Origin of the sequence: Leptolyngbya sp. FACHB-541 (genome assembly GCF_014695875.1) — a bacterium.
Lineage (GTDB): Bacteria > Cyanobacteriota > Cyanobacteriia > Elainellales > Elainellaceae > JAAUTN01.
Genome location: NZ_JACJPC010000106.1, coordinates 1 through 11,146 on the forward strand (window position 1 = coordinate 1; position 11,146 = coordinate 11,146).

Annotated in this window: 15 protein-coding genes; 7 read left to right on the forward strand and 8 right to left on the reverse strand. The window is 48.3% G+C overall.

From position 1 onward, the window contains the following. The first annotated feature begins 121 nt into the window (after positions 1-121). The gene (locus tag H6G00_RS22045) at positions 122-331 is read left to right on the forward strand and encodes a hypothetical protein (RefSeq protein ID WP_242042433.1); all 210 of its coding nucleotides are present in this window, start codon (positions 122-124) and stop codon (positions 329-331) included. Between the two features lie 302 nt (positions 332-633). On the opposite strand, the gene H6G00_RS22050 is transcribed toward H6G00_RS22045, so the two are convergent. The 4 genes from H6G00_RS22050 to H6G00_RS22065 all read right to left on the reverse strand — a co-directional run bounded on the left by H6G00_RS22050 (position 634) and on the right by H6G00_RS22065 (position 3,032). Next, complete coding sequence (locus H6G00_RS22050) at positions 634-1,050, reverse strand: hypothetical protein (protein WP_190798388.1); 417 nt, start codon at positions 1,048-1,050, stop codon at positions 634-636. Beyond that, positions 1,050-1,781: a ParA family protein gene (locus tag H6G00_RS22055; RefSeq protein ID WP_190798389.1), complete on the reverse strand. Its 732-nt coding sequence runs from the start codon at positions 1,779-1,781 to the stop codon at positions 1,050-1,052. The genes H6G00_RS22050 and H6G00_RS22055 overlap by 1 nt, the downstream gene beginning before the upstream one ends. 727 nt (positions 1,782-2,508) lie before the next feature. Continuing rightward, positions 2,509-2,691 (reverse strand): hypothetical protein, encoded by a 183-nt coding sequence (locus tag H6G00_RS22060; RefSeq protein WP_190798390.1) that lies wholly within the window; start codon positions 2,689-2,691, stop codon positions 2,509-2,511. Positions 2,692-2,786: 95 nt separating this feature from the next. Then, the gene (locus H6G00_RS22065; RefSeq protein WP_190798391.1) at positions 2,787-3,032 is read right to left on the reverse strand and encodes a hypothetical protein; all 246 of its coding nucleotides are present in this window, start codon (positions 3,030-3,032) and stop codon (positions 2,787-2,789) included. Positions 3,033-3,232: 200 nt separating this feature from the next. On the opposite strand from H6G00_RS22065, the gene H6G00_RS22070 reads away from it, so the two are divergent. Continuing rightward, entirely contained in the window at positions 3,233-3,799 is a 567-nt protein-coding gene (locus tag H6G00_RS22070; RefSeq protein ID WP_190798392.1) for a site-specific integrase, read from the forward strand. A 660-nt stretch (positions 3,800-4,459) separates the two neighbouring features. Here H6G00_RS22070 and H6G00_RS22075 read toward each other — a convergent pair. The 3 genes from H6G00_RS22075 to H6G00_RS22085 all read right to left on the reverse strand — a co-directional run bounded on the left by H6G00_RS22075 (position 4,460) and on the right by H6G00_RS22085 (position 6,042). Continuing rightward, on the reverse strand, positions 4,460-4,780 hold the full coding sequence (locus H6G00_RS22075) for a hypothetical protein (protein WP_190798393.1): 321 nt from the start codon (positions 4,778-4,780) through the stop codon (positions 4,460-4,462). 401 nt (positions 4,781-5,181) lie between these two features. Continuing rightward, positions 5,182-5,502: a hypothetical protein gene (locus tag H6G00_RS22080; protein WP_190798394.1), complete on the reverse strand. Its 321-nt coding sequence runs from the start codon at positions 5,500-5,502 to the stop codon at positions 5,182-5,184. A 120-nt stretch (positions 5,503-5,622) separates the two neighbouring features. Further along, positions 5,623-6,042, reverse strand: coding sequence for a response regulator (locus H6G00_RS22085; protein ID WP_190798395.1), 420 nt, complete (start codon positions 6,040-6,042; stop codon positions 5,623-5,625). Positions 6,043-6,812: 770 nt separating this feature from the next. Here H6G00_RS22085 and H6G00_RS22090 point away from each other — a divergent pair. Beyond that, positions 6,813-7,538 carry a response regulator transcription factor gene (locus H6G00_RS22090; protein ID WP_190798396.1) on the forward strand — a complete coding sequence of 242 codons (726 nt, stop codon included), beginning with the start codon at positions 6,813-6,815 and terminating at the stop codon, positions 7,536-7,538. 60 nt (positions 7,539-7,598) lie between these two features. Here H6G00_RS22090 and H6G00_RS22095 read toward each other — a convergent pair whose 3' ends face one another. Then, on the reverse strand, positions 7,599-8,147 hold the full coding sequence (locus H6G00_RS22095; protein ID WP_190798397.1) for a site-specific integrase: 549 nt from the start codon (positions 8,145-8,147) through the stop codon (positions 7,599-7,601). A 211-nt stretch (positions 8,148-8,358) separates the two neighbouring features. Here H6G00_RS22095 and H6G00_RS22100 point away from each other — a divergent pair, with 211 nt between their 5' ends. The 4 genes from H6G00_RS22100 (at position 8,359) to H6G00_RS22115 (ending at position 10,923) form a co-directional block, all read left to right on the forward strand. Continuing rightward, positions 8,359-8,598 carry a hypothetical protein gene (locus tag H6G00_RS22100; RefSeq protein ID WP_190798398.1) on the forward strand — a complete coding sequence of 80 codons (240 nt, stop codon included), beginning with the start codon at positions 8,359-8,361 and terminating at the stop codon, positions 8,596-8,598. 453 nt (positions 8,599-9,051) lie between these two features. Continuing rightward, entirely contained in the window at positions 9,052-9,645 is a 594-nt protein-coding gene (locus H6G00_RS22105) for a ParA family protein (protein WP_190798399.1), read from the forward strand. Next, a complete protein-coding gene (locus H6G00_RS22110; protein WP_190798400.1) occupies positions 9,642-10,397 on the forward strand; it encodes a ParB N-terminal domain-containing protein in 756 nt (251 codons plus the stop codon). The genes H6G00_RS22105 and H6G00_RS22110 overlap by 4 nt, the downstream gene beginning before the upstream one ends. Positions 10,398-10,599: 202 nt before the next feature. Further along, on the forward strand, positions 10,600-10,923 hold the full coding sequence (locus H6G00_RS22115; protein ID WP_190798401.1) for a hypothetical protein: 324 nt from the start codon (positions 10,600-10,602) through the stop codon (positions 10,921-10,923). The last annotated feature ends 223 nt before the right edge of the window (positions 10,924-11,146 follow it).

The following is an 11,146-nucleotide window of genomic DNA, read 5'->3' on the forward strand; positions in this document are numbered from 1 at the left end:
TAGGGCTCTTCCCAACTTTTGGTGAAAATGGATGCGATCGCAAACTTGAGTGATGTGGATTTTAGATTTAAGGCTACCTCAAGAACCTCGATCACCAAAAATTGGGAAGAGCCAAAAGTAGTTGACATTAGATAACTTTGGAGTGACTGACAATAGTCGAGCCCTGTACCAATTTGAGCGAGCCGTTCACGAACTCCTGTTCAAGTGGTTAAACCGTCGCAGCCAGCGTCGCAGCTTTACTTGGGATAGATTTCTCAGGTACATGACGCGGCATCCGTTGCCGCGACCGGGACGCTTAGTCTGGCTGCTTTCTGCTTTTCCAGTTGGGTGAACGATTGAGTGAAGAGGCTTGTGCGGGAAAACCGCAGGCAGGCTTCTGTGAGGGGGAGGCTCACAACGAAGCAAGGTCTAATCTTGTGGCACTCTCGATACCGAAAGGCGAGAGAAACGGAGAATACAAAGCAAGCCTAAACATTGGAGGAGTCCTCCCTACTCGACAAACTAAGCCTAATTGCCCCTGGTTGCAGCGACCCTTCAACTACCCCTTCTAGAGCGATTGCCTAAACAGATTAGGTGTTAAAGATATTAGACCTTAATAACCTAAAAGTCTTATGCCATAAAGCTTTGCTAGTCTTATAGGTTTAGAAACCGCTTCAAATCTTCGGTGTTTTTAACCTGCGTCCAATCCACATCGGCACTGCGAAGCATTTCGATCGCGGTCTGGATGAGGTGTTGAGGGTAAACGCGATCGCCTGCTGGGACCGGTGTTTCGTTGTTGTCTCTGACCTGACGGGCTGTATCATTCAGCCACTCGTGCTGAGAGCGATAAATTTTGATGTTCACAGTGGTTAACTTGTCTTCTGGCTGTGGCTTTGGTGCGGGTGTCTCGATTGTTTGAGGGGAAAGTTCTGGCTGTGGCTCCTCAACAACAGGCGGCTGCTCTACTAAAGGTTGCTGTACTGGCGCTTGTTTTGTTGGCTGACCTGGCGTGTTTGTTTTGCCAAAGTCGCTAAGTTTGCCCATTGCCCCCATTCGTTTACGCTCTGGCATCACTTCACCTTCCAGAGCTTGTTAACTTCTTTGGCAAGAGACTTGTAGGCGATCGCCCCTATCGACTTTGGGGCATAGTCTAAAACTGGGCTTTGCTGCGCGATTGACTCAGCCACGTTGATGTTTTCGGGAATGACGGTATGCAGCAGCCTATAGCTCAAGTCTTCGGCAGACTCTATCAGTAGATCGTCTGCTTCCCTAGTCAGCACAAGTCGCGGCTTGTAGCGAGTTCTTAGCACTTCAATGGGTATCTCTGGCTTCTCGTCCCGAATGAGCGCTACAGCTTCGCTTAGTCCCTTTAGCGCAGCAGGTTCGCACAACGTTGGGACTAACACGCGATCGCTGCTTAAAATTGCCTGCACTGATGCCAAGCTTAGGCTGGGCGGACAGTCCATCAAAACTAAGTCAAATTCTAAAGGTATTAGACCTTTAAGGGATGGGGTGAATAGGTCAGAATCAGCCATCAGCCGAAACATGCCGATGTCACCGGGAATGAGCGATAGGTTCTTAATCTGAGTTGCAATAGGGGCGATCGCCTCGCCACTTGTTAGCCAGTCGAGGGCTGTAGGGGATTGCCCATCTAGCCCCAAGCCAAAGGAAAGGGTTCTTTGTCCGTCCAGGTCGATCAGCAGCACTTTACGCTTGCTGCTAGCAAGTGCAGCTCCCAGGTTTAGTGTGGATGTTGACTTGCCCGTGCCACCCTTGAAATTGAAAACAGCTACTTTCAGCATAGTGAAGCCTGATTTGAGGCTCCATCATCCTACCGTATAAAGGTCTAATACCTTCCTACCTTTATAGGATTGCTGCTTTTCACCAAAGGGTGCAAAAGCCTGCTCCATCACCCCTTGAAGGCGATCGCCTTATTCTTTCCTTGTGTGGCTAGATACTAGCGCTCGAAACAAAGAAGTCTATCTAATGCAGTTACTCATTCCAATTCGTAGTCTGGTAAAAGTTAGATGCATCACACATTAACTGGACAGCCGGCATTACAGCCGGTTTTTTGGATTTTAAGCGTGATTGCCCTCTCTCCTTAGTGTTGGTGTTATCATCCGCGCTGCCCCCGGGAAAGCTTAACTTCCCAGGGGTTTTTTATGCGTTCGAGAGTCTGCTTTGCTGTGAATTGATTTGGAGTTTTGGGCGATCGCTAAACGATCAATTTCAATTTAAAAAATTTCGACCCGACGGAAGGCCCTGCATAGTAAAAACGGGCAAAATGCGATCGGCGTGCCGAAAAAAAAAGCGATCGAACGAAGTAAAACGAAGGAAAACGATCGCCCTTTGTTCATGGGGTAAAACGAGTTCACCCCATGAATTACTTTTTCACCTTCTGGTGAAAAAGGGTATCGCCTGAATCTATACCCTTGCCTTGCCATCAACACCTTAATCGCTGTCTGCTGTTGTTCCACTCCTTTGAAGCCTGCTCAGAACGTCTTGAAGGGTGTCTAAACTGTTGAAGCTCTAAAAAAGAAAAAGTGACATGATCATCTGAAAGACAAATCCTATAATGACAGTTCCAATAACTCCACCGATAATACCGGTTGCAATTTGCTTTTGCAGGTTGTTTCTGGAAGCAATAAAATCTTGTCTAAATTGCTCTAGCTCTCGCCGGATGGCTGTTAACTCGTCCGATGGGCTATTCATAGAGTTGATTCCTAACCTTAGATTTTTCTTCACTAGGAGCTTACGATCACTTCAATCCAGTGATCATAAATTTTGGTAAAAACAAGCGATCGCTCCTACCTTGCCAGCAGCACCTTAACCGCTGCCTGCTGCTGTTCCACTGCTTCAAGTCTGCTCAGAATGTCCTGAAGTGTTACCCCAACTATTGAAGCGTCATTCTCTCCCAGGTAGAGGGCGATCGCCTCGTGCAGTACTTGAGATGAGTTGCGTCCGGTCTTGGTGGCGATCGCCTCAATCTTCTTCTTCCACTCTGGCGACACCCTCGTCGAGACATTTGGGTTAGGTTGTCTGCCCATTGTCATCTTTAGCAAATCTCAGTCTAAGTCTAGCCGGTCTCACCGTGCAAACGCTGCCGACTTTGTATTCTCAATAAGAAGGCATTTTGAGCAATAAGAGGTTATTCTCTGGCTAAGTCCAGCAAAGCCACGGTGAAACCCAGCAGCTTCGTTCGTAATCCAGCCGGAATACGAATAGGATGGGGAAAAGCTTTTTGAGGTGAGTCATGCCGCGTGATGGGAAGACGAATCGATCCGGCAGCGCTGCAATTCTAGAACTGGATGAACTACAAAATTTGTTTGGTGAACTGGATGACCCCTACCGGGCAATTTCCCAAATCTGCTACTTGACCGCTGGCAGAATTGGCGAGGTTGTGAGCCTGCGGGTTGAGCATCTGAGAAACGGCTATGTTATCTTTCCAGGTCCTAACACCAAAACTAATGAGACGCGCAAGGTGGTTATGTCGGAGCCACTGCAAAAAGTGCTGGAACGTATTAAGCCAGCAGCAGGGTATCTGTTTTCGTCCGGTTCTAAGACTGGGCACATCACAGCCAGGGCAGTCGAGAAGCACGTCAAGTTAGCGGCTGAACTGCTGGGTTTTGAAGGGGTGAGTCTGCACAGCTTCAGGCGATCTCGACTGACTCACCTGCATGAGCAAGGCTGGGGACTGCACGAACTGAAGCGGGTAAGCGGTCATAAATCTCTGTCGCAGCTTCAGGCTTACTTAGGTGTGGATCAGGCAGTGGTAGACGAGAAGTTAAAGCGAGCTGATGCTGGCTTTGAAGTAGCTTGAGGGGCGTGCCCTAAGATTCTGAATCAAAAAGTGTAGGTCTGATAGTAGAGGGCAATGGCAAACTTGAGTAGCAACGGAACAGAAACATTACGTTAAGGTTAAAAGCTTACAGAGTAAACGCTCTAGACATCACTTTCTAGTCTCAATGAGACGTACTAATTAGTCTTTAGATGATTTGGTACAGTTTAGGACAACGCTATCATGCGGCTTTCAAGCTGTAAAAACTAGAAGGGTTCAATTGGTACACATCAACTGGTTTAATTACCCTTTCCAAAGCAAGAACTGATATAAAAATCAGAAAAGTTTTCCGAAACCCTCGCTCAGCTTGAATTTCTGAGATCATGTGGCGGTAGATGACAGCTTCGCCAGTTTAAACCCTTGAACTAAATCTTTGTGCTCCTGCTCAAGCCTGACTGACAAAGCCCCAGCAGTAATGCTAGGGCTTTTTGTGCGCCTACCTCTAACCATTTCGCCCTTCAGAAGTGCGCTTGTAGGCTCATTTGCGGCGAATGAATACCGTGTTTGTAGTGCCTAACTTTTGCGGTGATAGACGAGGAGTTAGGCACTACAACAAGCTAGCCTGATCCGCGTGGTTGAGAATCTTGAAGTTACTACCCTGTCAAAAGATAGTTATCGACTGAAGGAAACAGTTGGGCTTGTTCATTCCGCCCGATATTCAACCAACAACTGATTCGCAGTCATATGATACTGATTAGCTTGAATATGATGCTCAATTGCTAACCCAAACGCTTTTACTGAGTTCTCTGGATACTTGTATGCAGCATCTATTGCATCAAGCATTCCCTGGACAGACTGCTGTATCAGTTCAGCGCAGTTCTCTATCTGCTCCCTCTGTGCCTCAGTAATGCGTCCAGCTTGCCCGAGATCATTTGCAATACTCTGTATTCGTTCTCCATGTTGCTTTGTCAGCAAAGCATGTTCTCTCGCACCTTGAAGCGTTTCATCTGAGATTTGATGCATCAGACTAATTCTGCTGGTTCAACCGATCCTTTTCTAAGGTTAGCGCTCTCAGGGAGCTTGAGTGCTTCAGTTTAACCAGGAAGGCAGTTTGGAGACTGTGATCACGCCCCATCAAAAAGGCAGTTCATTACAGTGCAACCAGTAAAGCTGGGTACTGATCTGCAACTGGAAGAGGTGCAAGCCCTCTTTATCAGTTCCCAAACTCAACGTGACGTGCTCACCTATTAACTGGCAACGGCTCTGAAGCGATCGCCACTTTGTAAACTCAATCCAGACATTCTCAAAGCATTTGTTCGTGAAGATCATGTCTTACCTTTATCAGCTAATAACCCTTGCTCGATAGCAGCCTGGGTAATAATTTCTCGCAGCCAAGCAGAAGGATTATCGAGCGATCGCCTCACCTATCCATACAACTGCTCAACTCTCTCAACCTTCTGCCGTAGCGCTCCGATCTCTCGCTCCAGTCGTTTCAGTTCCTTCCCACGGGCGATCGCCTCTTCAAACTGCCCAACCTCAGAAGGCTTCAGATACTTCGATTTCCTCCCGCCAAATTGAGGTTTACGGCTCCTTAACTGCCAATGTGAATTATCAGTCCTGGCAGTGCCACTGGGCTTTGACTGAGCGATCCAGCAGTCCAGAAGCACATCGCCCTGCTCTCTAATCTTGAACTGCTGCGACTGTAGAGAAGCGATTTTTTCGAGCAGCGTTTGGTGCGCGTTCATCTTTTGATTCGTGTGCAATTTAGAGCTATTTTGGCAATTTGCACACGAATCAATGATAGTTCTCGGCTTGACGGCGAAGTTGGGCGAAGGCTTTGCCATTGCCTCGATCGCCCCTACTCCTCAACTCAGATGTTGAACTTTATTAGAGGTCAACTCCAACACAGCCTGTAGCAACATATCTTGATCAACGGGTTTAGCCAAATGTTGCTGAAATCCAGCTGCAAGGGCTTTCTGCTGGTCTATTTTCCTAGCATTAGCAGTTAGGGCGATCGCTGGCACCTGTCCCCCTTGCTGATTTGTCAAGGCTCTGATTTGACCGAGCAACATATGCCCGTCTTGTTTTGGCATTCTGATGTCACTGATTAGGATATCTGGTTGCTGCTCTAGGAAGGCTTGAAATCCGTCATGCGCTGAGCTGGCTGCGGTCACGACTGCACCATAAGTCTCAAACAGAAGTGCAAAAAGTTCAAGGTTGTCGTTGTCATCATCGACAACTAACACTTTCAATCCATCCAGACTGAGGCTACTGCTGCGGGGCATGGTTCAGGATTGGGTGACGAAAATTGTGGGACAAGCTCGATACTGACACACAAAACTTTACTTTTGGTGTCATTATTTAACAAAAGTAATTATCTCGACCCTAAGATAGACCGTTCGTCACATCGGATAGTCATCTTGGGTACATTGCAGCTTAAGCATAGTCCTCGCTCTTTTCACCCACCGCCCACCGGCAAGCTTAAGCACCACTTGGACCAACTCATCTGGATCTAGTGGCTTGGACAAAAAATGATGAAATCCCGCCCTCAACGCTTCGTGGGCATCAACTTCTCCAAGGGGGCGTTGTAGCTGGGATACCCTAGCACTTTCCATGCTGCCGACAGGTCCATCCAATCCTCAGTCTTTTGAGGTTTTAGCAGAAGCAAAAATCTCTGCTAAAACCTCCCGAACAATCGTTTTTATCTCTTCACGGCTGAAGCTCACCAACTTACAGACCTTCTCCGGTAACAAACCACTCGCTCTCTAGAATTACTAGTGGTCAGGAAGCGATCGCCCCTACTCTTCAACCCAGATATCCGCGTGTGGGTTCCCCTGGCTGTCGTACCAAATGCCCTGGCTCTTAAAGTACTGAATGCCAGCGTAGGGGATTCCCAGCATTAGGACAGCGGCGATCGCCCGTTACTTCCTCCCCAACAAGGGAACGCCAGGACCACATCAATGCTTTTTCACTAGCACAGATTGTAGCTGTCGCTCCCGTCAGATCGCTGTCATTTGGTAGTATCAGCACTTACCCTACAAGCAGGCTACTCTAAATGGCTCCCATTCGCGTTGCTCTCATTGAAGATCATGACCTGACCCGGATGGGACTCCGAACGATGCTCAATCAGCAGACTGACGTTGAGGTAATCGGAGAAGCTGCAAGTGGTCCTGAAGGTCTGAAATTGCTGCTGAGCGCTAAACCAGATGTTGCCATCGTAGACATTGGTTTACCCGGTATCGATGGAGTTGAATTGGTACGCCAGTTCAGGGAGTCGCTGACCGATGAGCTACCTGATGCGGCTCAAACAAAAGTGTTGATGTTGACGATGCAGGATAATGAAACAGATGTCCTCGCTGCCTTTGCCGCTGGAGCAGATTCCTACTGCACGAAGAATGTGGATATAAACCATCTGCTTGGAGCGATTCAAAACACTCATGAGGGCAATAATTGGATTGACCCGGCGATTGCCCGAGTTGTGTTGAAACATAGCAGTCAAGTTCAGGCAAAGAATGCAAGTACTGCTGCTCAACCCAACACCATCGAGATTGCAGTAGATAGCGAGCACAGTAATGTTTTGGCAGTTTCTCCTCTCTCAGCCCGAGAGTTGGAGGTCCTCCAACTGATTGTAGAAGGATGTAGCAATGCCGAAATTAGCAACCGGTGCTACATCACGGTTGGAACAGTTAAAACCCATGTCCGTAATATCTTGAATAAACTCAGTGTTGATGATCGAACTCAAGCAGCCGTGCGAGCATTACGGGGTGGGTTAGTAACCTGAAGAAAAACATTCAAGCAGATTATTGACGATCAGAGGCTTTCATGAAGAGATGAGCAAGGCTCAGTAAGACAGAACAGCGATCGCCCGCTGCTTGTCTCCCTCAGACACTTCTAAATACCGTGCCAGTTCGTTCAGGCTCTTGTGCCCAGAGATAGCAGCAATATTCTTAATCGGGGTGTTGGCATCCTTCATAGCAGTCAGAGCCGTGCGCCTGAAGCTATGAGTACCAACCCCCTCAATCCCTAACCCATCACACACAGCCCTAAGCTCTTTATCTACAACCTGCCTGGTGATGTGGGGTAGCTGCTTCCCACCCTGCGAGGGGAACAAATAGCCAGCGATGGGCAAAGCTGCATCAGCCAGGATTGCTCTCAGTTTGGGGTGAATGGGAACAGCCCGTGTCTCTCCGGTCTTGGTTTTGGTGAAAACGATAAACTCTTCCTGGATGTTCTCAGCTTTGAGAGCGATCGCCTCCCCCATGCGGCAGCCGGTGTAAGCAGCGATGGCGATCGCTGTTCGGTAGGGTTCGCGAGCGTAGGTTAAAACTTGCTCGACTTCGGCAGGGGTTAAAACTTTGGCTTGACCTTTCCCTTCAACTTTGCCTGCCATCGTTTGCTCACTCTAAAATCAGTTCACTCTAATAATATTGTCGTTTGCTCGAAATCGACAACCGAAGAATAAGTATTTCAGCGATTCTTCACGGGCGCAGCCAGAGAATAAACCCTTATTGCTCCAAATGCCTTCTTATTGAGAATACAAAGTCAGCAGCGTTTACGAATGAGACTGGTTAGACTTAGGCTAAGAGTTTCTAAAGATGACAATGGGCAGACAACCTAACCCGAATGTCTCAACGCGGGTATCACCAGAGTGGAAGGCAAAGATTGAGGCGATCGCCACCAAGACCGGTCGCAATTCATCCCAAGTGCTGCACGAGGCGATCGCCCTCTATCTGGGAGAGAATGACGCTTCGACCGTTGGAGTAACGCTTCAGGATATTCTGAACAGGCTTGAGGCAGTGGAGCAGCAGCAGGCAGCGGTTAAGGTACTGCTGGCAAGGTAGGGGTAAGATTCAAGCGATACCCTTTTCACCTTCTGGTGAAAAAGTAATTCATGGGGTGGACTTGCTTTACCCCATGAACAAGGGCGATCGCCCCAAACTCCAAATCAATTCACAGCCCAGTAGACTCTCGAACGCATAAAAAACCCCTGGGAAGTTAGGCTTTCCAGGGGGCTGCGCGAGTGGTAACACCAACACGAAGGAGAGAGGGCAATCACGCTCAAAATCCAAGAAACCGGCTGTAATGCCGACTGTCCAGTTAATGTGTGATGCATCTAACTTTTACCAGACTACGAATTGGAATGAGTAACTGCATTAGATAGACTTCTTTGTTTCGAGTGCTAGTATCCAGCCACACAAGGAAAGAATAAGGCGATCGCCACTAATTTGGGTTGCATGGGGTAGATGCTGCCACCCAAAGCGCTGTACATTTGCTCATATTGAAAGAGCAAAAACATGATTATCACCGTCAGCTCGTTCAAGGGTGGCGTAGGCAAGACCACAACAGCAATTCACATAGCGGCATACCTTCAGACCAAGGGAGAAACAATTCTCGCTGATGGCGATCTCAACCGCAGCGCTACCAGTTGGGCGCAACGCGGCGAGGCTCCCTTCAAAGTTTTCGACCAGGATGATATTGACGAGGCTGGGGACTTTGAACACATGGTGATTGATACTCCTGCCAGACCAAGCGATAAGGCTTTGATTGCCCTGGCTGATAGCTGCGATCTGCTGGTACTGCCCACTACGCCTACAACTTTTGCGATGGAAGCCGTAGTCCAGACCTTAGACACCCTTGAATCTATCGACTCAAACAAATATCGAATCCTGATGACCGTATGCCCACCTCCACCCAGCAAGGAGGCTGAAAAGGCACAAGAGAGCCTTAGCAAAGCAGGGCTATCAGTGTTCAAAACTCGTGTTAGGCGCTACGCGGTCTATCAGAGAGCCGAAAATTTAGGGGTCACTGTTAAGGATGTGAAGGGCGATCGCTACGCTGGCATCGCATGGAAGGATTACACGGCAGTGGGGCGAGAAATCTTGAAATGACGAATTTCGACAAGATTTTGGCGAAAGCCAGAGAGAAAAAGGACAGGGATCAGCAGAAGGAGCCGCCGCAACAGCAGCGCTCTGGAGTTGAAGCAACAATCCCGCTGGATGACATCAAGGACAGAGCTGCTGGAGATACCCGCCCTCTTGACCAAAAGCACGTAGAGGAATTGGCAGAGAGCATCGCCGCGATAGGGTTAGTGCAGGCGATTACGGTGGATGCTAAGGGCAGACTGCTTGCAGGTGGGCACCGTCGAGCAGCGATTTATCTGCTTAGGGATCAGAACATGGATGCTTACAAGCGTCAGTTCCCTAACGATGGGGTGCCAGTTAGAGTCATGGATTTCGACTCTGAGGCAGAGCAAGACCGAAGCTTAGAAATTGAACTCTCTGAGAACGAGAAACGCCGGGACTATAGCCGGACTGAAGTAGTGGCGATCGCTGAGAAACTTAGAGATGCTGGCTACCAAGACACACCAGGCAGACCCAAAAAGGGAGAGAAACGGCTCAAGCCTGCGCTGTCTGTGATTTTTGGGAAAAGCCTACGAACGGTTGAGCGATATTTGAGCGAATCGGAAACCCCGACAAATGGCGAGGTTTCTCCTAGTAAATTGCTCAAGCAAGCACTGCCAAAACTGAAACAGTGGCAGCAGGGCAAACCCAAGACAGTGGCAGAGAAGGAACTGGGAGACAAACTGCCAGAACTGATTGAACTGATAGAAGCAGTTCTAAAAGATCAGGCTGAGAGTTAGAGCAGATTCAGGAGGGAATCAGGCTGCACCTCATGAATCAGGAGGGCGATCGCCACTCAAAATCTGAGGAAAGGGAGTTCTTGAATGTATCAAAGGAAATCAAAACATTTACCTTTAGTGCATCCTTTAGCAGAAGAAGCATCTCTATTTTAAGTTCTACGGTAGAACAAGTTCCCTTGATATGTAGGCTCGTAAAATTTTTATGCCATCTGTGCGACCCCCGACCTTTGAGAAAGCACTTCAACAAGCCCTAACCATTGAGAAGCACGGCGAAACCCTCAAGGCAATGGCAAAGACCCTGGAAGGGCGATCATTAACTAAAGAGCAGGCAGAGTTTATAGAACAAACAGGGCAACAAATTCAGCAGTGTGGACAAACGATGAAAGCGCTGGCAGAGGCAGCACTACAAAACGAACAATATTCGTTAGAAGACTATGTCTTAATACACCAACAACATTGTCAAGCGGTTAAGCTGCACACACAGTCCATTCAAACAATGTTGCAGTCAATCCAGTCGCTGCTGTAGCAATTACTTATGAGAAGAGCCGTTCTCATAAGTAATTACGGAGGCTTTACGTTGTTTCAAGCTTGGGATTTGGTCTAATTGCATCTGGTGACAGCTTCGCTCTCATCACGCCAATCTGCGGTCACCAAGCAGCGGGTCACGGTCATTTATCGTGGAACGCGACCCATGTCGTGACCGAACAGCGGTACACTTAAGGTCTAAATACACTTTTGAGAGATCAAGA